The sequence below is a fragment of the Fortiea sp. LEGE XX443 genome, from assembly GCF_015206815.1.
Lineage (GTDB): Bacteria > Cyanobacteriota > Cyanobacteriia > Cyanobacteriales > Nostocaceae > Nostoc_B.
Genome location: NZ_JADEXZ010000002.1, coordinates 37,395 through 58,364, shown reverse-complemented (window position 1 = coordinate 58,364; position 20,970 = coordinate 37,395). Strand labels below are relative to the sequence as shown.

Annotated in this window: 20 protein-coding genes; 12 read left to right on the top strand and 8 right to left on the bottom strand. The window is 40.0% G+C overall.

All coding sequences use genetic code 11. The features are described from left to right. Window positions 1-35: 35 nt before the first annotated feature. The 3 genes from IQ259_RS01300 (at window position 36) to IQ259_RS01290 (ending at window position 3,010) form a co-directional block, all read left to right on the top strand. Window positions 36-1,319 (top strand): pitrilysin family protein, encoded by a 1,284-nt coding sequence (locus tag IQ259_RS01300; protein WP_193879681.1) that lies wholly within the window; start codon window positions 36-38, stop codon window positions 1,317-1,319. A 100-nt stretch (window positions 1,320-1,419) separates the two neighbouring features. Further along, window positions 1,420-2,283, top strand: a complete 864-nt coding sequence (locus tag IQ259_RS01295; protein ID WP_193880097.1) for a fructosamine kinase family protein — start codon at window positions 1,420-1,422, stop codon at window positions 2,281-2,283. Window positions 2,284-2,371: 88 nt separating this feature from the next. Then, window positions 2,372-3,010 carry a Uma2 family endonuclease gene (locus tag IQ259_RS01290; protein WP_193879678.1) on the top strand — a complete coding sequence of 213 codons (639 nt, stop codon included), beginning with the start codon at window positions 2,372-2,374 and terminating at the stop codon, window positions 3,008-3,010. Window positions 3,011-3,052: 42 nt separating this feature from the next. On the opposite strand, the gene IQ259_RS01285 is transcribed toward IQ259_RS01290, so the two are convergent. Together IQ259_RS01285 and IQ259_RS01280 are read right to left on the bottom strand one after the other, a co-directional pair. Further along, on the bottom strand, window positions 3,053-4,084 hold the full coding sequence (locus tag IQ259_RS01285; protein WP_193880093.1) for a tetratricopeptide repeat protein: 1,032 nt from the start codon (window positions 4,082-4,084) through the stop codon (window positions 3,053-3,055). A gap of 312 nt (window positions 4,085-4,396) precedes the next feature. Beyond that, window positions 4,397-5,035, bottom strand: a complete 639-nt coding sequence (locus IQ259_RS01280; protein ID WP_193879674.1) for a sigma-70 family RNA polymerase sigma factor — start codon at window positions 5,033-5,035, stop codon at window positions 4,397-4,399. A 211-nt stretch (window positions 5,036-5,246) separates the two neighbouring features. Here IQ259_RS01280 and IQ259_RS01275 point away from each other — a divergent pair, with 211 nt between their 5' ends. From IQ259_RS01275 to arsS, 5 genes are all read left to right on the top strand, one after another. Beyond that, window positions 5,247-5,843, top strand: coding sequence for a glyoxalase-like domain protein (locus IQ259_RS01275; protein ID WP_193879671.1), 597 nt, complete (start codon window positions 5,247-5,249; stop codon window positions 5,841-5,843). An 84-nt stretch (window positions 5,844-5,927) separates the two neighbouring features. Continuing rightward, window positions 5,928-6,239, top strand: coding sequence for a divalent-cation tolerance protein CutA (gene cutA, locus IQ259_RS01270; protein WP_193879668.1), 312 nt, complete (start codon window positions 5,928-5,930; stop codon window positions 6,237-6,239). Window positions 6,240-7,032: 793 nt separating this feature from the next. Further along, window positions 7,033-8,001 (top strand): arsenosugar biosynthesis arsenite methyltransferase ArsM, encoded by a 969-nt coding sequence (gene arsM / locus IQ259_RS01265; RefSeq protein WP_193879665.1) that lies wholly within the window; start codon window positions 7,033-7,035, stop codon window positions 7,999-8,001. Between the two features lie 15 nt (window positions 8,002-8,016). Further along, window positions 8,017-8,976 carry an inorganic phosphate transporter gene (locus tag IQ259_RS01260; RefSeq protein WP_193879662.1) on the top strand — a complete coding sequence of 320 codons (960 nt, stop codon included), beginning with the start codon at window positions 8,017-8,019 and terminating at the stop codon, window positions 8,974-8,976. Between the two features lie 35 nt (window positions 8,977-9,011). Further along, window positions 9,012-10,019 (top strand): arsenosugar biosynthesis radical SAM (seleno)protein ArsS, encoded by a 1,008-nt coding sequence (arsS, locus tag IQ259_RS01255; protein WP_193879659.1) that lies wholly within the window; start codon window positions 9,012-9,014, stop codon window positions 10,017-10,019. Between the two features lie 1,200 nt (window positions 10,020-11,219). Here the strand turns inward: arsS and IQ259_RS01250 are convergent. Both IQ259_RS01250 and IQ259_RS01245 read right to left on the bottom strand, forming a co-directional pair. Then, window positions 11,220-11,546: a hypothetical protein gene (locus IQ259_RS01250; protein ID WP_193879656.1), complete on the bottom strand. Its 327-nt coding sequence runs from the start codon at window positions 11,544-11,546 to the stop codon at window positions 11,220-11,222. Window positions 11,547-11,671: 125 nt separating this feature from the next. Next, window positions 11,672-12,631, bottom strand: a complete 960-nt coding sequence (locus IQ259_RS01245) for an orange carotenoid-binding protein (RefSeq protein WP_193879653.1) — start codon at window positions 12,629-12,631, stop codon at window positions 11,672-11,674. 466 nt (window positions 12,632-13,097) lie between these two features. Here IQ259_RS01245 and IQ259_RS01240 point away from each other — a divergent pair, with 466 nt between their 5' ends. Further along, window positions 13,098-13,406 carry a type II toxin-antitoxin system VapC family toxin gene (locus IQ259_RS01240; protein WP_228014282.1) on the top strand — a complete coding sequence of 103 codons (309 nt, stop codon included), beginning with the start codon at window positions 13,098-13,100 and terminating at the stop codon, window positions 13,404-13,406. A 290-nt stretch (window positions 13,407-13,696) separates the two neighbouring features. Next, window positions 13,697-14,407 carry a mobilization protein gene (locus IQ259_RS01235; RefSeq protein WP_193879650.1) on the top strand — a complete coding sequence of 237 codons (711 nt, stop codon included), beginning with the start codon at window positions 13,697-13,699 and terminating at the stop codon, window positions 14,405-14,407. A 247-nt stretch (window positions 14,408-14,654) separates the two neighbouring features. On the opposite strand, the gene IQ259_RS01230 is transcribed toward IQ259_RS01235, so the two are convergent. After that, window positions 14,655-14,984 (bottom strand): hypothetical protein, encoded by a 330-nt coding sequence (locus tag IQ259_RS01230; protein WP_193880086.1) that lies wholly within the window; start codon window positions 14,982-14,984, stop codon window positions 14,655-14,657. Window positions 14,985-15,430: 446 nt separating this feature from the next. Between IQ259_RS01230 and IQ259_RS01225 the strand changes: the two genes are divergently transcribed. Beyond that, entirely contained in the window at window positions 15,431-15,664 is a 234-nt protein-coding gene (locus IQ259_RS01225) for a Nif11-like leader peptide family natural product precursor (protein ID WP_193879647.1), read from the top strand. Window positions 15,665-16,444: 780 nt separating this feature from the next. Further along, on the top strand, window positions 16,445-17,548 hold the full coding sequence (locus IQ259_RS01220; RefSeq protein WP_193879644.1) for a saccharopine dehydrogenase family protein: 1,104 nt from the start codon (window positions 16,445-16,447) through the stop codon (window positions 17,546-17,548). Between the two features lie 144 nt (window positions 17,549-17,692). Here the strand turns inward: IQ259_RS01220 and IQ259_RS01215 are convergent, their stop codons facing one another. The 3 genes from IQ259_RS01215 to IQ259_RS01205 all read right to left on the bottom strand — a co-directional run bounded on the left by IQ259_RS01215 (window position 17,693) and on the right by IQ259_RS01205 (window position 20,930). After that, on the bottom strand, window positions 17,693-18,385 hold the full coding sequence (locus tag IQ259_RS01215) for a DevA family ABC transporter ATP-binding protein (protein WP_193879641.1): 693 nt from the start codon (window positions 18,383-18,385) through the stop codon (window positions 17,693-17,695). Window positions 18,386-18,446: 61 nt separating this feature from the next. Next, on the bottom strand, window positions 18,447-19,622 hold the full coding sequence (gene devC, locus IQ259_RS01210) for an ABC transporter permease DevC (protein ID WP_370567989.1): 1,176 nt from the start codon (window positions 19,620-19,622) through the stop codon (window positions 18,447-18,449). 111 nt (window positions 19,623-19,733) lie between these two features. Further along, the gene (locus IQ259_RS01205) at window positions 19,734-20,930 is read right to left on the bottom strand and encodes an ABC exporter membrane fusion protein (protein ID WP_193879636.1); all 1,197 of its coding nucleotides are present in this window, start codon (window positions 20,928-20,930) and stop codon (window positions 19,734-19,736) included. Window positions 20,931-20,970: the final 40 nt, after the last annotated feature.

Here is a 20,970-nt window from a genome sequence, read left to right as displayed (position 1 = left end):
AAAGGAGTAAGAGATATTTTCACTCACTACAGCCCATGACCTCAACCCTGCTGAAATCTTCTCGTCTCAATTTTCCAACGCTACATCAGTTACCCAATGGCTTAACAATCATCGCCGAGCAAATGCCAGTGGAAGTTGTGAACCTCAGCTTGTGGATTAAAGTTGGCTCGGCTGTAGAGTCGGATGCTATCAATGGCATGGCTCACTTTTTAGAGCATATGATTTTTAAAGGAACTGAGCGACTGGCCAGTGGCGAATTTGAACGCCGAATTGAAGAACGGGGTGCAGTTACGAATGCAGCTACTGGCCAAGATTATACTCATTACTATATAACTACTGCCCCTCAAGACTTTGCTGAACTAGCACCACTACAAATTGATGTAGTATTTAATCCTAGTATTCCTGACGATGCCTTTGAACGTGAGCGCTGTGTCGTTCTAGAAGAAATCAGACGTTCCGAAGATAATCCCCACCGCCGGACTTTTCGCCGTGCTATGGAGACAGCATTTGATGTTTTACCCTATCGCCGTCCGGTATTGGGGCCAGAATCGGTAATATCTCAACTAAAATCCCAACAGATGCGAGATTTTCACGCTAGTTGGTATCAACCCCAGTCAATTACTGCTGTGGCTGTGGGCAATTTACCTGTGGAAAAATTAATCGAAATTGTGGCTGAGGGATTTACACACGTTCATAACCGCCAACCATCCGTTATTAATAGTCAACAGTCAAGTATTAATCCTGAATCTGCATTTACCGAAATTGTGCGTCGGGAATTTGTTGATGAAAGCCTACAGCAAGCACGAATGATGATGATGTGGCGAGTTCCTGGATTAGCCGAATTACACCAAACTTACGCGCTAGATGTATTAGCAGGAATTTTGGGACATGGAAGGACATCAAGACTGGTAAGAGATTTACGAGAAGAAAGAGGGTTAGTTTCTTCGATCGCAGTTAGTAATATGAGCAATCTACTACAAGGTACATTTTATATTTCCACTAAATGTGCTGTGGAAAATTTAGCTGTTGTAGAAGAAGCGATCGCCCAACACATCCGCAGATTACAAACAGAGTTAGTCACTGATAAAGAAATCGCCCGTGTGCGTAAACGCGTCGCCAACAGATTTATTTTTGGAAACGAAACCCCAAGCGATCGCGCCGGCTTATATGGTTTCTATCAATCTTTAGTAGGCGATTTAGAACCAGCCTTCAACTACCCAGCCCACATCCAAGCCCAAGAAGCCAACGATTTACTCTTAGCTGCTAATCAGTACCTCTGCCCAGAAGCTTATGGTGTAGTTGTGATGAAACCATTGTAAATTTTAGTCAATGGTCAATGGTCATTTGGCTATTGACTATGCTGTACATCCCTTTGATAGCTGACGTAATTTCATACTTCACACTTCATACTTCAGAATGATTTGGACTGAAATTGATGCTCATATTAGTCAGGTAACTGGCGAAAAATTCCACACTCAACAACGGCATTCTGTTAGTGGTGGATGTATTAACCAAGGTTACGCAGTTTCCAATGCTGAAATAACATACTTCGTCAAACTCAACCAAGCATCGCAAGTCGCCATGTTTGAAGCTGAGATGCTGGGATTAAAGCAAATGTTAGCCACAAATAGCATTCGCGTACCAAAACCTATTTGTTGGGGAACATCTGGTGATTCTGGCTATATCGTATTGGAGTGGGTAGAAATGGGCAGCGGTAACACCAAATCTGGGGAAGAAATGGGACGCAAGTTAGCAGCAATGCACAAAACAACCAACCAAAATGGTTTCGGCTGGGAGATGAATAACACTATTGGTTCCACTCCCCAAATCAACACCTGGAAAGAAGACTGGGTAGAATTTTATGTCAAACATCGCCTCGGCTATCAATTTAAGTTAGCCAGAAGGCGGGGAGGTAATTTTCCTAAACAAGATGAATTACTAACAGCAATTCCTGAACTATTGCTAGGACATGAAGTGCAACCATCTTTAGTACACGGTGATTTATGGGGAGGAAATGCTGGATGTACTGTGTTAGGAGAACCAGTAATTTTTGACCCAGCAACTTATTATGGTGACAGAGAAGTTGATATCGCCATGACAGAACTTTTTGGTGGTTTTCCAGCATCTTTTTACCAAGGTTATAACGAAGTTTTCCCTCTAGATGCTGGCTATGAAAATCGCAAAATACTATATAACCTCTATCACATTTTGAATCACTTCAATTTATTTGGTGGCAGCTACGGTTCCCAAGCAAATCGGATGATTGACCAAATTTTACGATAAGGATTTGGTAATAATAGAGAAAACAATAATCTACATTAATGTGGTAGAACACTAGCCTACAGTATTAAGAAAAGTTGAGGGAAAAACTATGCAATCTCCTATAACTTTCTTCACGATCGAAGAATATCTCCAGCTAGAACAAACCAGCGAAATTCGCCACGAATATCTTGGTGGTCAAGTTTTCGCCATGTCCGGTGGTAGCAAAGAACATAATACAATTACCTTAAATATTGCCAGCAGAGTACGTTCTCATCTTCGAGGTGGTTCCTGTAGCGTCTTCATGGCTGACATGAAAGTGAGGATAGAACTAGCTAATCAAAATAAAAACATATTTTACTATCCCGATGTTATAGTTAGTTGCGACTCTCAAGACCAAGACCGCTTTTCATTGAATTATCCTTGCTTAATTATAGAAGTGCTATCACCCAGCACAGAACTAACAGATAGACGAGAAAAACTTGTTAACTACCGAAATTTAGAAACATTACAAGAATATGTTTTAATTTCCCAAGATGAAATCAAAGTAGAAGTTTATCGCAAAGATGCTCAAGGAAATTGGTCACTGACAATTTTAAGTAAAGATGACAAATTGCGCTTAAATTCTGTTGGTCTAACCCTGACAATGGCAGATATTTACGAAGACGTAATCATGGACGCATTAAAACAGGCATCTAATAAATATGACTTGTCGGATTTTGATAATGAAAGTAGGCAAGCGGTGCGTTAGCCTTTGGTATAACGCACCCTACCAAATCTAATCAAAACAGTATTAATTTCGCTTGTTCTGCAATTTAGTTAATCTATCTTTCAACACTAGTTCTTGCTTGGTATATTCTAGTGTGTTTGCGATCGCAATTGCTCTTTCGTAAAAATTCCGTGCAGTAGTATAATTACCCAACTGCTCATACAACTGAGCATAAGATTCAAAAGATTTTAACTGTTCTGGCAGATTTTGTAATTCTTGAGCGATAATCAAACGCTGTTGGAGTAATTCAAAAGCGCGTTCAGTGCGTCCTACAGAACTGTGCGCTTTAACTAAACCATCAATGGCACGTAATTGGTTGGTGCGATCGCTATTCATTTTCGCCATTCGCATTGCTGCACCATACGTGCCGATGGTATCTTGATAATTTCCAGCAGCTAAATAAGCTTCACCTAAATTATTCAAAGTATTTGCTTCACCAGTCGCATCACCTTTTTGACGGCGGTAAGTTAAAGCAGTTTCATAAAGTTTAATTGCTTTATTGTAATCACCTAATCTGGCAGTTACTAAACCTAAATTGCTCAAAGAAAGTCCTTGACCTTCAATATTTTTCACACCTTGAGCAATTGTCAATGCTTCTTGAACTGTGCGACCTGCGGCTACAGTTTCTCCTTGTTGGAGAAGAATCGCAGCTATATTATTTAAAGCGAAAATTTGTGCTTGAAAATCTTTGGTATCCCGTGCGATCGCTAACCGACGGCGTAAGGCATCTTCCCCTTCCTTAAATTTCTCTTGTTGAATATAAGCCTTGGCTAACAACTCATAAGTTAATCCCTTAGCTCTAAAATCGCCAATCGAGTGATAAATTTCTAAAGCTTGCAAGCAGGAATTAATAGTTTTATTGGCATTTCCTGACCGATATTGTTGTTCACCAATTCGCAACAAGCTATCAGCATCATCTCTTGATTGCTGCCAATTGGCACTACTTAATGGACGGTGCAATTGTTGTGTAATATCACTAGCATTTGCGGCGATTGGACTCAATAAAAAAGTAAAAAGTAAAAAGTGAGCCAGCGCAGTCTTGGGGGTTTCCTCCATGAGCGACTGGCGAACTCCGAAGGAGTAAAAAGTGAGCCAGCGCGGTCTTGGGGGTTTCCCCCATGAGCGACTGGCGAACTCCGAAGGAGTAAAAAATTGAGATTGCTCCACACGTCGCCAGATAGTTACACCCTTGAGAAGCCAAAAGCCATAGCTTTTGGAACGAAAGGTGTTAGCAAAATCCAAAACCGTATGCTTTGGGAATAAATGTCGTTGCTGCATAAAACTTACCCGTGAAATTTCGGTTTTCAGTATAAAGTTTCAGTAAAAGTTTTATTTGATGCGGCAAAATTACTAAATAAACAAGTGCTATTACGTAGCTAATGATTGGACTAAATCTTCGCCTAAGTAGATAGCGCGGATGTCATAAGGTAATTTGTCCTCTAGCATACGATAGCCTTCCTGGAGAAAATTGGCTACTTCAGCAGGGGCAATTTTTTCGCCTTCCGCTTGCAAATAAGCAGCAATTCTGGTTTCACTCCAATGAAAAGTTTGAGCCATCAACACCATCAATCGTAATATTGGCGGTAGTTGGTCTAATGCCTTTTCGACGTAGCACCATAAAGGTGGTGAAGTAGCTTGTAGGGAGTAATGAATAGCTTCTGTTGGCGGTAGTTCAATCTCGTTAATACAAAAAGCTGTGATATTAATTAGCCAATTTTGCAAAGTTAAGCCTTCTTGACTTGGTTGTGGGTTTTCTAAATCAAGTCCACCAAGTTCATAATAAATATGTCGCCAAGTCAGGGCAAACAGATAATCTGCCTGTACAGGCGATCGCGCCGAATGCTGAATTAACGTGTAGACTATCGGGCTATAACGGCAAAAAATTACCGTAAAATACTTACCAGCCTCAGGATAGCGCTGAAACAGATTTAGCAGTTCCTGGTCATTGTGATGAAACAAAGACTTAACTAGGGGGTGATTAGTTTCGGGAAAATAAGGAATTTGCATAAGCCTTTTAGCTAAGAGTTGTTAAGATAATGTTTATAACAACAGCCCCAGAGTCAAACCCGTGAAATTCTACCCGTAAAATTTTAGTAGGGGTCTGTTTGCGGCCGAAGCTCAGACTAATTTAGTATTGATACACTAGAAACAAGGACTTAATCTTAGTCTTTATCAATAAAAATAAAAGCGGCTTCTTTATACAATCTTCAATTTGTTCATGGTTATAGCAGCTAATGTGATGCAGTTTTTACTTGCTCCCTTGACTTTAGGCTCATTTTTGCCTTCTTTGCCTTTAGACAGTCTATTTTCTACTCAAGGCATTATGGTGATGTTGCTGGCAGCTTATGCTGGCGCTATGTGGATGTTCCTCACCAGTGCGCCCAAAGTCCACACAGTTATGGTGTCCGATTTGGAAATTGCTCGACAGTTGTATGAAGGATTGCTAGATTTACCAGCCGCTGAAGTGCCTTTGCATTACTACTACAACTATGAACAAACCCTTGGCCCAACAGGGATTGATCCGCTGTATATGTCCACAAGTCCTAGCTGGTCTAGCAAAACCATGAATAATGCCAATGAAGGACTTTGGTATCAAATAAAGAAAAATACCCAGCTACACGTCATTACAGGAGCCAGTTTAGGCAACAAAAATCAGCAGCGTCACGTTTGTTTTGACCGCGATTGCCTAGACATGATTTTATTGCGAGTGGAAACTCGTGGTTTAAAATTCAAGATTCGCAACCAAAAGCCTCTAAACTTTTTGGTTAAGGACTATGAAGGGCGGATTATCGAGTTAGCTGAAGTAGCCAATTAGTTAAAAGTGCTGAGTGGTGTGCGTTAAGGCAGCGCATAACACACCGCATCATCGCTCTGAGTCCGGTAAAAAAGGTTTTTAAAGATGAAGATTGCGCTAACGAACTTGCCGCCAGAACATGGAGAACGGATTGCTCGTTTACTGGTAGAAGAACATGTTGTAGCCTGTGTCAATATGTATCCAGTCCAAAGCATCTATTCCTGGAAAGGAAAAATCTGCTCAGAGGCAGAAGTCACATTGATGATGAAAGTCTCAACAGCAGGAGTAGAGCGTTTAAAACACCGCCTCTGTGAACTTCATCCCTATGAATTGCCTGAGTTTGTTGTGCTTGATGTTGACAACCAAGCCTCTCTGCGTGAGTATGTTGACTTTGTTCGCTCTGAAACCCGCCTCTGATCAACTGGAGAGGATATATTGGAGTACGTTACGCTAACATATCCTGATTCTTAAAACACTGACTCAATTGGGCTTGTACCTCTCCTCGATATTTTGTTAAAAATAGCTCACAGCTTGTTTATAGCTATAAGTTTTTTCCGTAAGCGTTTCACTTATTTTATTTGACTCTGGGCTGATTTCTCTTTTGTTACCCGATTACTGAATCGGTGTTCTAGGTTACAAGCCGATGCACTCAGGGAACTAAAGCGATCGCTTTCTCAAAACCTACTTCCTATGGTCAACAAAGAATTAGCACCACAACTGGGCGCTACATTAGACCTAACCATGCCGACAGTACAAATGTCACTTGCCGCTAATATAGCATTTCCCAAATCGCTGCTTACGGTTGCAGACTCCTATTTAAGGAGTTGAAGAAAGCGGTACTATAAACTTGCTACTCCCTTCTGGGGAGTTAATTAACTGCATTTATCCAGCTAAAGTGAAATTCATTTAAGCAATAGTCAGTTATATTAACGTGAGTTCGATGAGTTATAAAGCCATAAACCCTTACCCAGGATTTTTGATGAGAACTAAGAGTTTCTAAAAATCTCTATGTTTATTGAGAATAAAATCAGTAACCCTTGAATCTGCCAATTATTGACGCTGTTCTCAACAAATGACTGAGGTAAGCTTGAAACCTGACTTTCAAAACCTTTGATTCACAGGGATTATAGCGTTTTAAATCCGTCGAACTCACATTATATTAGAATGCACAGAGTTGAGTATCTACGAAAAAACCAATATCAAGACTGTAATGACTTATCTAGAAACAGCGGCAGAATTTTACCGCGAAGTTGCAGAAACACCACAAGTAGGACTTTGTTGTGTCCAAAGTTCGCCCTTGCAATTACCGGGCTTGAAAATTCCTTTGCCCATGCAGGAAATGAACTACGGTTGTGGTACAACTGTTCACCCCACGGAACTCACTAACCAACCAACTGTTCTGTATGTTGGCGTTGGTGGTGGCTTAGAGGCGTTGCAATTCGCTTATTTTTCTCGCCATGCTAGTGCTGTAATTGCCGTTGAACCAGTTGCGGCCATGCGAGAGGCTGCTACACGTAACCTAGAAATTGCAGCTACAGAAAATGCCTGGTTTGATCCAACTTTTGTCGAAATTCGTCCAGGGGATGCTTTTGATTTGCCTGTAGCTGATGCTTCTGTGGATATTGTCGCGCAGAATTGCCTGTTCAACATTTTTGAACCAGAAGATTTAACCAGAGCTTTAAAAGAAGCATATCGTGTGCTAAAACCAGGTGGACGGTTGCAGATGAGTGATCCCATTGCGACACGCCCCATTCCCGCCCATCTTCAACAAGATGAGCGACTACGAGCCATGTGTTTATCAGGCGCACTTACCTACGAAGAGTATACCCAACGCATTATTGATGCTGGCTTTGGTCAAATTGAAATTCGCGCCCGTCGTCCTTATCGATTACTCGATTCTCGAACTTACAGCCTAGAAGAAAACCTACTTTTAGAAAGTCTTGATTCGGTTTCTTTCAAAGTTGCGATCGCAGAAGATGGCGCTTGTATTTTTACTGGCAAGACAGCAATTTACTGTGGTGCAGAATCATTGTTTGATGACGGAGTAGGTCATCTGCTTCAACGTGGTATCCCCGCAGCAGTTTGTGATAAAACTGCTGCTAAATTCGCAGATTTAGAGCCAGAAGAAATCATGATAACTGATTCAACTTGGCACTATAACGGTGGTGGTTGCTGTTAAAATTTAACCTCCAAAATGTTAATTATTAGTTTGTTTTTGGCTACGCTATTTTTAGCTTACTCTAATGGAGCGAATGACAACTTTAAAGGTGTAGCAACGCTGTTTGGTAGTGGTACAACCAGCTACCAAACAGCAATTTTATGGGCGACTGTTATGACCTTTGCTGGTGCATTAACTTCGATATTTCTGGCTGGTGCATTAGTAAAAAATTTTTCTGGACAAGGCATTTTCCCCGATGAAATTGCCAATGTCCCAGAAATTCATTTAGCAGTGGCGATCTCATCTGGTGTAACGGTGTTAATGGCTGCTTTAACAGGATTTCCAATTTCTACAACTCACAGTTTAACGGGTGGGTTACTAGGGGCTGGATTAGTAGCGATCGGTCTCAAAGTTAATTTTACTGCATTAGTAAGCTCTTTTATCTTACCTTTATTTTTTAGTCCCATCATCGCTATTTTCTTAGGAGCAGGAATTTACAAGTTATTTGAATATTTCCATACTCAATTTAACTTGTTCACCAATCAAAAAATGCTAGATACGCTGCATTTTATCAGCGCTGGAGTCGTTAGTTTTGCCAGAGGAATAAATCACACTCCTCAGCTTGTTGCTATTATTCTAATTATTGAATATTTTTCAATTCAAGGCGGAATGTTAACTATAGCAATGGCAATGGGACTGGGTGGCTTACTCAACTCTCAAAGAATTGCCGAAACCATGAGTACAAGAATTACTCCGATGAATTCTATTCAAGGTTTATCTGCCAACATTGTTACTGGATTTTTAGCGATCGCAGCTAGTTATTTAGGACTTCCTATTTCTACAACTCACGTTGCAGTTAGTTCCATTGTTGGTGTGGGATTAACCGAAAAAAAAGTTAATTTCCGTGTTTTTTATCAAATTATCATTTCCTGGATTTTTACTTTACCCATCGCCGCAATTATTAGTGGTATAGCCTATAGATTATTGCAAAGTTAGAGATACAGTTTATTTCAAATTAGGAAAATAAACCCATGCAAACTACCTCAATCAACGAACCAAATACAAAAGTTACTGAATTCAAACATAAATTAAATATCCCTTTAACAAAAAATAAAATTACTGTTTTACAAATTAACCTGGGTAAACGTTGTAACCTGGCTTGTAGCCATTGTCATGTGGAAGCAAGCCCAAAGCGAACAGAAGAACTCTCTCCAGAAATTTGCACACAGTTGATTGAATTAATTCATAAATTTCCCGAAATTGAGATTATTGATTTAACTGGTGGCGCACCAGAAATGAATTATGGTTTTAAACCGCTAGTAGAAGCAGCTAGAAAAACGGGCAAACAGGTAATTGTCCGGTCTAATTTGACTATTTATTTTGAAGATGGCTTTGGTGATTTACCAGAATATTTTGCTCAACATCAAATCAAAATAGTTGCCTCTTTGCCTTGTTATTTAGCAGATAATGTTGATAAAATGCGTGGTGCTGGAGTGTTTGATAATTCTATCAAAGCTTTGCAGTGGCTCAATAAAGTTGGCTATGGTCAAGAACCTAATTTAATTTTGGATTTAGTTTATAATCCCCAGTTACCTACAGGCGAAAAATTTTCTTTAGCCCCTGAACAGAATAATTTAGAGAGAGATTATAAAAAGTTTTTAAAAGAAAATTTTAATATTGTATTTAATCACCTGTTTACCATCACAAATCTACCAGTTGGTAGAACAAAAATGTATTTAGAGCGCAAAAAACTGTACACACCTTATTTACAGTTTTTAGAGTCACATTTTAATGCCAGTACAATTGAGCATTTAATGTGTCGTCATGAAATTTCAATTGATTATTTGGGCAATATTTATGATTGCGATTTTAACCAAATGATGAATCTGCCAGCAAAAAATGCCAATGGAGAAAACTTGACAGTTACTCAATTACTTGCAGCTAGTAATTTAAACCTAATTCCTGAAGTAAAAACAGCGTCTTATTGCTATGGTTGTACTGCTGGGAGTGGTTCTAGCTGTGGTGGCGCTTTAATCTAAAATTGAGTGCAGAAAGAATTAAAGACCTAAAAATTTAGGTTAATGTCATCAAACGATAATCTTGCTACAAATTTTATTAAATGTGGGTCGATAACCTTGAAAGGGGTTATATGATGAGATTAGTTAAGTCTCCTTACACCACACTATAAAATCGTAGAAATTCTATGTTTCTACGATTTTTATTTTGGATAGAAAGACTATCTCTGTGAATTAGTTCTATGTAGTTACCAAAAAAATTCTGTTACTAAAATTGTTACGAGCGTGTAGCAAACTAGTTAGCTACTTTATCATGATATGTAGTTAAGCTCCTCACACCACACCGAAGCGGTAAAACTATTAGTTTCACCGCTTTTTTTCTCTCTCGTGGAGGGTTGTTGCCACATAACATGTCTACTAAGTAGGTCGGTGTTAAAAATTGTCGTTATGACAAGGCAGAAGGCAGAAGGGAAGAGGTTTTCAAGCTACTTTACTTTCCGTTACATAGTTCGGTTTATTTGCACCTTTCAAGTTATTGCGTATCAGAAATTGTTAATTCGAGTTAGCGTTGATTCTTGACGTTTAATAAAAGCAAGGGCGTTGCTGAATTTAGGGATGAAATAATGAACCGCAAAGTACGCAAAGTACGCATACGCCTGCGGGGAAGCAAGCGTTCGACTGAGCTCACGCCGAAGTCTACGCGCAGCGTCTCGTAGAGAAGAAGAGGTTTTGGGAGATAAATATCAGAAAATCATCCCGCATTTATGCAACACCAAAGCAAGCTGTGTTTCGCCGAGGTCACTTTTCTCCTTCATCTTGTTGGCGATGAATAAAGATGAAGCGGCTCATGTTTTTAACCACGCGATCGCCTGTGCTAGAGTGTAGGCGATGTCTGCAATGATGCTCCTCCTACACCCTGTCCTAACTTAGGGCTTGATCGCTGATGACTCCAGAAGGTGCGATCGCTATTTTAAACCCTTCACTACCACTACTCGCTGTTGATGTCTGCGTTTAGTTGCTGCTACAAGCTTTGAGTAACAGACTGGTAGCAAAGGTAGCTTAACCATATAAGATAAATTGACGGCGACTAAAATTTAGTCTCATTAGCCTTGTTGTGAATTCATTTTAAATCCTAAATTACCTAGGTCTTTTGAGATCAATTAAAGTGCAGCAGAAAGCATTTTGGGCTATCTGCTGCTGTCAAGTATTAAGCTGAGTTATTTTTTACATGCGTGTAAGCGCTGCTACTTTGGTCAGCTTATCTTTTTCCAGTCCCTGTAGCTCATCAAGATGCAGCCAACCTTCTTTGATCAACCTAGCGAAGACAAAGATCAGAACTGAATACCTGTAGTCGTACTTACCATCTATCTCGTGTCTCCTGGCACTTAAGAAATCATGTAACTGCCACATGTGATTAGGCTTTGTAATCACATTCACTCTTTGGTGAACTTCTTTGATCACAGCTTCAATTTCTCGATCATAGGCTCTATCAAAAGCGGCTTGGGCTATTTTCTTCTCCGTCGTAGACCATTCAACTTCAGTCACTTGCATTACTCTTAAAATCTAGGTGGTTGCTTATTTTATCGACTTGTAACATTTACTTCAAAAAAGAGGAGCGCCCTTGGCTAGAGAGCGCCCACACAGTCATTAAATGTGTATCTGCACAGAGCAGTTCTCTAGCGAACTAAATTTAACAGTTCTTTAGGAGATGCCAACAAATCAATTGCCACAAAGAAAATTTTGCCCTTGGGATTGATTAAGAACCGCCAAGCCATATTCATTCCTACCTCAGCACCAAACCACGGAGTTTGGACTTTGCCAGTAACTTTGACTTGGGTGTAACCATCTTCGGCTGGTTCAGCAACGCCTCGCTCTGGTATCAATTTGAGGTTTTGGCATTCTTCATTAAAAAATCGCAGGATAGCATCTCTACCAACGATTGGTCTTTGGAAAGGAGGTTGCAGAGCAGCATCAGGCGCGAACAGATCAATTAATGCTCCAAAGTCGTTAGCATTAAGGTTGTTCATGTAACTCAGCACCGTTTCATTAGTAATGCCTTCGATGGTGACTTGAGTTCTTTGTGACATTTCCTTGGGAGCAACAACAGGTTCAGAGACTCTGGTGTAGTCACCCAACTTCTTCGGATCAAATCCCATGTCAACTACAGAATTACGTAAGACTGTAATTTGTTGTCCTTGATCCAGTTCTCTGACTGCTTGCAGCACTGCTGAAGCATTGGCAGAAAGCTGATAACCAGCAGGAATCGGAGCAACAATACCTTGATCCATCCATTGTCCAAGTTGATACCAGAAACCTAACTTGATATTTGCAGACCAAGTAGCATAGGTGCGACAAATTGGCGTGTCAGCATTGTTGGCTAGATCACACATAACCTGGGACTGTTCAGCGAAATTCATTTGCCGAATTTGATTCAGAGTTGCTTCTGCAAACTGCATACTAGCAGCCCCTGGAGCAGCAACAGTAATTGTCTTACCCATTTCAAGATAAGCGAACCAAGTCCATGCCAGCTGATCTTCAGCACTAAGTTGTTTAAATCTAGCGATTGTGGCTGGCACTGCATCAGCAGATAGGGTTTCTGGAAAAATACCACGAGCCGAGTCAATCGTAATTGGCATATTACAGACCTAAGTTTATTGTATTTACAACTAGCAAGAAAACTGAGGCAAGAGCATTTGCACGCTTTTGCTTCAGAAATCTGTTACAAAATTATCATAAAATGTTGCAAAAGTTAATATAACTTGACATTTTTTTCCCAAGATATGTCCTTCGCCTTGCGGAAGGTAGCATTTGTTCAAACAACAGCCATCTCTGCATTCAATGAGAAACTCATACCGCGATCGCAATATTTTCAGGTATCTGATCCGTGTAAAGCGTTATAATCTGGGGCAATTCGAGAGTAGCGATCGCTGATCCTATGATTGCACGGTATGCGATACCTCCGATAAACTAGGCTAACGCCTGTTTTTCGAGATGAGCGATCGATCGCCTTTCAGAAAACCTCAAAAACAAAGCGGTGGAAAAGTAAGTGCGATCGCATTATTAGCTGCTTAAATTGTCTCACATGTAAGTCGTAGACGAATTTTGTTACCACAAATAGTATTGGCAGAATTAGCTTATTTGGTAGGACGTAATGCAGGTATAGCGACAGTAGTAGCTTTTTTGCAAAGACTATCTGCGAGTCGATTTAGTTTAGTAGCTTTAACAGATCAAGATGTAATTCATGTGGCGGAAATCTTGGATGAGTATGCAGATAGTCGGATTGATTTTGTAGATGCAAGTGTTATGGCTATAGCTGAACGCTATGGCATTAAAAAAATATTTACTTTAGATCAGCGTGATTTTAGATTATATCGACCTCAGCACTGCGATAGCTTTGAGATTTTGCCTTAAAGAAAATAATAGTTAACAAAAGAGCGATGTCTACGACGGGCTACGGCTCCCAGCTACCTTGTCAGGAATAGAGAGGTTAGAACAAAAACCCAAAGCAGAATTATAGCAATAGCCAAGGTAGTCAGGAAATCGATAGATGATAAAACTTGACACCAAAAGATTTTTAACTCTGTCACCTGTCCCCTGTCAGCTGCTATAACACTGCAAGAAAGTATTTATTTCTTACGCAATCAGCTACAATCGGCGCTGAAGAAAGGAAGTGACTTCAATAAATGTTAGGGGTATCTGTTATGCCAACGATTCATTTAATAGATGGTGAAAAGGGTGGGGTAGGAAAATCTTTAGTCACCCGGACAATGATTCAATATTGTCTGGATAAGAAAATCCCCTTTGTGCCAATAGAAACAGACAGGTCTAATCCTGATGTAGCTGGTGTTTATAAAGGGATGTGTCAGTATGCTGTGTTTACAGAAGACGAGCGCCAAGCAGATAAGGCCGATAGAATCTTTGAGATGGCAATGTCTAAACCAGTAATTGTGAATCTGGCTGCACAAACTCATCGCGCCGTGAAAAACTGGATTGAGAAAAATCAGTTAATTGAACTGGGAAGTGCTGAAGGAGTCAGTTTTTGCAAGTGGTTTGTAACTACAGGTGGCTATGACAGCCTGAATTTGTTTGTACAGTCTGTCAATAGCTACGGTGATAAAATCCCTCATGTGCTAGTGCGGAATTGTGGACTATGCGACGATTGGGAACACGTTGATTCTGACCCAAACATGCAGCAGTTAGTTCAAAAATATAACGTTCAGGTTGTAGATTTTCCAAAGTTGGCATACAGGGAAAGAAATATTATTGATCAAACTCGCATGACCTTCTCAGAAGCACGAGAATATAAAGAATTTGGCATTCTCAGTAAACAACGAGTAGTCCATTTTCTCAAGTTATCTTATGCTGCTTTTGAAAAAGTCGGTATTTGGTATGAAGAAGTTAAGCAGGCTTGAGAAAGTGCTAGTATAACAAGTCAAACGAAGGAATTGTTATTTTATCAACTTTTTGCCTGTCTTAAATGGTGACGTTATTTCCGCAGTGCTGTACTGGTTACGCAACGGATAAAGTTCTTTTTATTTGCGCTAACTGTGCCGTTTTGGAAAAAGTTGGCATTTAAAAATTTGGTAAGCCAATGCTGAGAAATCAAGCTTCTCAGTATTGGCTGCTGAAAGCTTAAACACATCCTAAAGAAGCGCAGATTTATCTACCTTTTTGATTTTGTAGATTACGTAATTGTTCTACTATATAGTCTTCTAGTTCTTGTTTTTCTCTACTACTTGCCTTGCGTTGATAAGTTCTTCCTGTTTCTTGTATAAACTTTCGTTTCTCTAGTTGAGAACCTTTGGATTTACTTCCTACTTGTTTTAAATTTTTCTGTAATTCTTCCCAGGTTTGTTCCCCTACACTCTCACCTAGCTTTTGTAATGCTTGAGGTAATAATGTTTTTGCCTCTCTTTTAAAATCTTCGTCTGTGTCTAGGGTATTTAACTCTATACTACTGAAATCAATATCAATCTGAAATTTACTCATTAAATTTTTAAATAATACCACAACTTACTAATTATTGCATAAAGTCATAAATTTGAAATGATTTACTAATTACTTCCGTGTAGTAGTATCTAGGATACAGAAGTGTGCGATCGCTTACCTAAGTTTAAATGAATATAACAGATGCGATCGCTAACTAAAAAATGTTTAAAATTTTATTCAAGTTGAGCAAGGAATAAGTCTTAAGCAATATCTAAGTTATTTGATATTGTTGCTTGTTCTTCCCAACGGTACAAGACAAATAAATAAAAATGGTGCAATTTAAAAGTAGTGCGAAGCTCGTAAATTATGGATGCTGCTAAATCTTAGTGGAGAAGCGATAATCATTACCGTAACCTAGTGGGTGATTTTTTGATAATTTCTACAAATCCAGAGGAGTCGAATTAAAACATTTAAATTTGGCTATTCAATATAGGAGATGAACTGTCATGACACGGCAAAACGCTGCACAACTTTTGAAAGCAGTCAAAGAAGATCAAGCATTAAAGGAAAGACTGAAAGCAACAGCTAATCCAGAAGCATTTATTAAGATTGCAAAAGAACGCGGCTATGATTTCACAATCGAAGAAATAGAGGCTGAGATTGATAAATTATCTGAAGAAGATTTGGCAGCCATTGTTAATCCAGGCTGGGGGCTTAGACGGCACATTAATCCTAGGTAATTCTTGAGATGAAAGGCTAAAAGTATAGACAAAAAAATATATACTTAAATAAGCTTTTTATCTTAACCTAGAAATATTAATTTTGCGAAATAGCTGAAGGGCTACTGAAATTCTGCGCTGTAAAAAATAGGAACCGTTTTAGGTAGTTTACTTCAGCCATTTTTCAAGAAACAATAATCAAGGATTGTGAGTTGACTCTTCTACTGAAAGGTTAGCAAGAAGACTCTTTTAGTGTTGGCAATTGTAAATTTATGCTGAACGTGATTGTGCTAAATCACGTATAAGCAAAATTCTAGAATAAATGTAATCTGTTAGGCTACAAGTCTCTTCATGATTCAGGACTTTATTGCTCTCAATCTGTCCTAACAAGAGCTTAACCAAATCTGTGTCACTGAGTCCAAGGAGCGTGCTGCTTTGGGTTTGTTCGACTACAGACCAAAGCTGACGTAATATTTTTGAGTTCACAAGGCACATTCTCATTACTATCGTTCCTGGCTTGGATGAATGTGTATCAGCACTATTCAAAATATAAAGAAAATATTAAATTATTTTGTCTACTGGCAACCTATAATATTACAAAAGCTTATTAAATATATGTAGACTTATATATTTGACAAAATTTGTTGATTGAAACAGAGTTCAGATATCAAAAGACAATTTTTATGTATGCGTTAGTCCTGCACTTATCTTCCTATATTGGTAGACAAGTCATACTTGTAACCGATGACAAACGCAGCAAGAAACTGGTCAAATATAAGTAATGTTACCCTTATCGGAGTAATGACAGACCGCGTTTTAATTCTTGGAGGAAGGGGGCGAATTGGTAGCAGTGTCGCCCAGGATATTGCTGCCCATACGCAAGCCAAAATTACCATCACTGGACGCTCCCCAGAGACTCATAGCTTGCCTTTAGGAAAGCGAGAGCAGTATTTAATTTTAGACTTAGCAGAAGTGGATAAACTACGAGAGGCGATCGCTAACTCTGATTTAGTAGTCCACTGTGCTGGCCCGTTTCACTACCGTGATGCCAATGTTCTGAAAATCTGTATTGAACATGGCGTTAACTATGTAGATGTGAGCGACCACCGTTCTTTCACCAGTAAAGTTTTAAATTATCACGAACAAGCTGTTGCCGCTGGTGTCACTGCAATAATTAACACAGGTATTTTCCCTGGCATTTCTAACAGTATGGTGCGTCAGGGTGTGGAACAATTTGATGAAGCAGAGAAGATAAATCTGTATTATTTAGTCGGTGGTTCTGGTGGGGCTGGCATCACCGTGATGCGAACAACTTTTCTGGGCTTACAACATCCTTTTGAAGCTTGGATAGACGGTAAATGGCAAGAAGTCAAACCTTATAGTGAAAGAGAATTAGTTGACTTTCCACATTATAAACGTAATGGAGTTTACTGGTTTGATATGCCAGAAACCTTTACACTGCCCTATGCCTTCCCCTCAGTTAAAACTGTAGTTACCAAATTTGGTTCATTTCCAGATTATTACAATCATCTGACCTGGATTGCAGCACATGTTTTTCCTAAATGGTTAATGCAACGTCGTGGCATGATTGAATTTTTATCTCATGTCAGCCATACAATGACAGATTTCACTAATCGTTTTAGTGGTATTGGCGTAGCAGTACGCTCTGAAGTTATAGGCAAAAAAAATGGTGCGACAGCTGTTTATATTTCAACTGTGTTGCACGATAATGCCAGTGTAGCTACTGGTTGCGGTACTGGTAGTATTGCTCAATTAATCCTCGAAGGCAAACTTAACAAACCTGGAGTTTTACCTGTAGAAAATGCGCTGCCAACAGATTTGTTTACACAGGTAATGGAAAGTCGAGCCATTAAGATTAATCATACTTTTTTAAATTACCAATGAGTGTGTTTAGTAGCGTAGATAAAAAAAGGTAGGATTCCCTACCTTAAACCCAAAAGAAAGCATTTTGTAACCAAATACAGCATTTAATATCACACAGGTTTGTGACGGCAGTGTTACAAACAGACGACGAGTTTGTGAATAATTTCACATCTTGACTGCTTGCACTAGCTTGCCATCTTCCATCTGCACAATGCGATCGGCAATGTCTAAAATGCGATGGTCATGAGTCACCATTAAGATAGTACAGCCTTGTTCTTTGGCGAGTTTTTGCATGAGGTTCACGACATCTCGACCTGACTGACTATCGAGGGCGGCGGTAGGTTCATCTGCTAAGACAATCTGTGGATAGCTTACCAAAGCGCGGGCGATCGCTACTCGTTGTTTTTGCCCGCCTGAAAGTTTATCAGGATAGTAATGCAAGTGATTTCCCAAACCAACCTGCTCTAGCATCTGAATTGAGCGGGTTTGCATTTCTTGGGCGCTAATATTTTGGTGTAATTCCAAACCTATTTTGACGTTCTGAACTGCTGTCAAACTACCATGCAGGTTGTGTGCCTGAAAAATATAACCGTTATGGCGGCGTGTCTGCACTAATTGTTCGGCTCTAGCACCGCAAAGTTCTTGTCCTAAAACCTGCAAGCTACCAAACTGTGGAGAACGCAACCCACCCACTAAAGTCAACAGAGTAGTCTTACCAGAACCAGAAGGGCCAGTCAAAATAATAATTTCACCAGCATGAATTTCTAAGTTAATTTTAAACAAGACTTGCTTACGTAACTGCCCATGACCAAAATAGTGATTGAGATTATCTATGGAAATAATCGGTTTGTGAGTCATGAATAATTCGTAATTCGTTATTTTTAATTCCTTAGTAGTCACAAATGACAAATGACTAGTTCTAGAACATATCCGCAGGGTCAGCAGATTGAAGTTTACGAGTAGCGATCGCTCCTGAAATCGCACACATAATAAAAGTTAAAATTATGACTTGCAACCCCCGCATTAAAGTCATATACATTGGTAAATTTGTGGCGGCGCGAGTTAGCTGGTAAAGTCCCAAAGATACTGCTACTCCTGGGATAAAACCTAGTAGTGCTAAAATCAATGCCTCTTCAAACACCACATTTAGCAAATAGTAATTGCGATACCCAATAGCCTTAAAAGTGGCATATTCTCTAATATGGGCATTGACATCAGTGGAAAGAACTTGATAAACAATAATTACTCCCACAACAAACCCCATTGATACACCCAGGCTGAAAATAAATCCAATGGGTGAGTTGGTTCGCCAAAAGTTGTTCTCAAATTCAATAAATTCGGCATGAGTCAGCACCTTGACATCATCTCTGAGGTGTGATTTTAATGCCATTGCGACTTTTTTGGAGTCATAGCCTGGTTTTACCTGAATTAAACCCAAACTGATAGTACTTGACTGCCGGCGGGGAAATATCCGCAAAAAGTTTTGATCGCTAGTAATTAGGCTTCCATCCGCCCCAAAAGACGCACCAACTTGGAATAATCCCGTAATTCTAATTGTGCGGCGTTCTATTTCTGTGGTGAGAATTTTACCTTGATCAATTTGCGCGATCGCTTTTTGATAATCACCTCTAGCACCACGGTCAAACAGAACATTATTAGGTAGTGCGATCGTCTGCAATTGTTGGTTGACATCGGGTAAGTCAAAGGCTGGTTTATTGGGATTGAACCCAATGACTAACACCCCCGTTTCACGTCGCGTTTGGGGATTCTTCCAAATACTGTTACTGAAATACATTGGTTCGGCTGAGTTTACCCCCGGTACATCCATCGCTTGGTACAAGCGTCGCCGCGAAAACGAAGACAGACTTTGTATGTTCCGGCCTTGGGGACTGAGTAACACGATGTCTGCTTCTAAACTCCGATGCAGTCTCGTGTTACTGTCATACAGTGCAGTCTCAAAGCCAAGCTGCATAAACATCAGCACATCAGCAAAGGCAATGCCTGATAATGCTACCAACAGACGACTTTTTTCATGACTCAGTTGCAGCCACCCTAAAGGTGTGCGTCGCTGTATTTGTTTGATAAATCCCATCATAATAAGTGCTGAGTTTTGTTAGCGGTAGCGGGGCGTTCAGCCCGTGCTGAGTGCAACTTTCTCTCAAACCTAACCCCCAACCCCTTCCCTACAAGGGAAGGGGAGCAAGAATCAAAGTCCAATTACTGCTTTGACTTGCATATTGCTGAGAGTGGCTGCTTTTTGACTGGATGTTTTATCCAGTCGGATATACACTTCTACTACTCTGTTATCGATATTGCTCATGGGGTCAGTATTGACTAGATTTTGTCGCCGTACTTGTAAACCTTTGCGTTCTACTGTTCCCTGCAATTCAATCGGCAAAAAATCACCCATTATTTGCACTTTTTGTCCTGGATTGACTTTGCCGATGTCGCTTTCATAAACTTCAGCGACAACATACATCTGGCTGGTTTGTCCAATATCCGCAATGCCATTATTGCCTACTAACTCCCCAGGACGGGTGTGGATTTCAAATACTTGACCATCTTGGAGCGATCGCACGTAAGCTTGTTTTAGATTTATCTTTGCCCGATTCATGGCAGCTACCGCCCGATTCACTTCTGCTTGCACAACTTCTACATCCACTTTCGGTACTTCGGTAATTTGGTCTAGTGTGGCTGTGGCTTCTTTGAGTTGTTGCTGACTAGCCGTTTGAATACGATGCAACTGCGCTTGGGCTTCTTGGAGAGTTTTTTGGGCTGTTTCTAAATTTAAACTTTTGCTATCTCGTTGGGAAACTGAAATTGCACCTTCTTGATAAAGGGTTTGATAGCGCTTGTCTTCGATGACAGCGTTTCGGACTTCGGCTTGTAACCGCGCCACAGTTGCGGTTTGGGCAGCAATATTACCTTGGCGTTCTGCTTCTATTCCCGCAATTTTGGCTGTTTGAGCCGTAATTTCGCCCCATTTCGCCCCGGCTTGGGTACGATTTAGATTAGCCTGGGCGACTTTTACTTGTTCTTGTGCTTCTTTAAATGCTGCTTCTAAGCGATCGCGATTGTCTAAAATGGCAATTACTTGCCCTGCTTTTACTTTATCCCCTTCTTTAATTAACAATTGCTCGACTCGACTGACTTCAGTTGATGTCGAAGCTGAAAGTTTAATAACTTTTCCTTTTGGTTCGATTCGTCCTAAAGCTGTTACCGTTTTGATTTCTGGTAACATTACTGTTGCTTCTTGCGCCTTTTGATTAGCCGCTTCCCGAAATTTCAATGCAGTAAAAATACTGCTGCCAATTACGGTTAAAAATACAATAGCGGCGATAAAAAAGGGTGGACGGAGAATTGACTGACGAGATATCGGCTTACCTAGCTTTGAGTTCTGCACAATAGCATACCTTTGAAGCCATTCCAAATTGGTTGATTCA

What these genes read in the sequence shown, in the direction of transcription:
- IQ259_RS01300 (WP_193879681.1), top strand. Translation starts at nt 36, where the DNA reads ATGACCTCAACCCTGCTGAAATCTTCTCGTCTCAATTTTCCAACGCTA.
- IQ259_RS01290 (WP_193879678.1), top strand. Translation starts at nt 2,372, where the DNA reads ATGCAATCTCCTATAACTTTCTTCACGATCGAAGAATATCTCCAGCTA.
- IQ259_RS01285 (WP_193880093.1), bottom strand. Translation starts at nt 4,084, where the DNA reads ATGGAGGAAACCCCCAAGACTGCGCTGGCTCACTTTTTACTTTTTACT.
- IQ259_RS01280 (WP_193879674.1), bottom strand. Translation starts at nt 5,035, where the DNA reads ATGCAAATTCCTTATTTTCCCGAAACTAATCACCCCCTAGTTAAGTCT.
- IQ259_RS01275 (WP_193879671.1), top strand. Translation starts at nt 5,247, where the DNA reads ATGGTTATAGCAGCTAATGTGATGCAGTTTTTACTTGCTCCCTTGACT.
- cutA (WP_193879668.1), top strand. Translation starts at nt 5,928, where the DNA reads ATGAAGATTGCGCTAACGAACTTGCCGCCAGAACATGGAGAACGGATT.
- arsM (WP_193879665.1), top strand. Translation starts at nt 7,033, where the DNA reads ATGACTTATCTAGAAACAGCGGCAGAATTTTACCGCGAAGTTGCAGAA.
- IQ259_RS01260 (WP_193879662.1), top strand. Translation starts at nt 8,017, where the DNA reads ATGTTAATTATTAGTTTGTTTTTGGCTACGCTATTTTTAGCTTACTCT.
- arsS (WP_193879659.1), top strand. Translation starts at nt 9,012, where the DNA reads ATGCAAACTACCTCAATCAACGAACCAAATACAAAAGTTACTGAATTC.
- IQ259_RS01250 (WP_193879656.1), bottom strand. Translation starts at nt 11,546, where the DNA reads ATGCAAGTGACTGAAGTTGAATGGTCTACGACGGAGAAGAAAATAGCC.
- IQ259_RS01245 (WP_193879653.1), bottom strand. Translation starts at nt 12,631, where the DNA reads ATGCCAATTACGATTGACTCGGCTCGTGGTATTTTTCCAGAAACCCTA.
- IQ259_RS01235 (WP_193879650.1), top strand. Translation starts at nt 13,697, where the DNA reads ATGCCAACGATTCATTTAATAGATGGTGAAAAGGGTGGGGTAGGAAAA.
- IQ259_RS01230 (WP_193880086.1), bottom strand. Translation starts at nt 14,984, where the DNA reads ATGAGTAAATTTCAGATTGATATTGATTTCAGTAGTATAGAGTTAAAT.
- IQ259_RS01225 (WP_193879647.1), top strand. Translation starts at nt 15,431, where the DNA reads ATGACACGGCAAAACGCTGCACAACTTTTGAAAGCAGTCAAAGAAGAT.
- IQ259_RS01220 (WP_193879644.1), top strand. Translation starts at nt 16,445, where the DNA reads ATGACAGACCGCGTTTTAATTCTTGGAGGAAGGGGGCGAATTGGTAGC.
- IQ259_RS01215 (WP_193879641.1), bottom strand. Translation starts at nt 18,385, where the DNA reads ATGACTCACAAACCGATTATTTCCATAGATAATCTCAATCACTATTTT.
- devC (WP_370567989.1), bottom strand. Translation starts at nt 19,622, where the DNA reads ATGATGGGATTTATCAAACAAATACAGCGACGCACACCTTTAGGGTGG.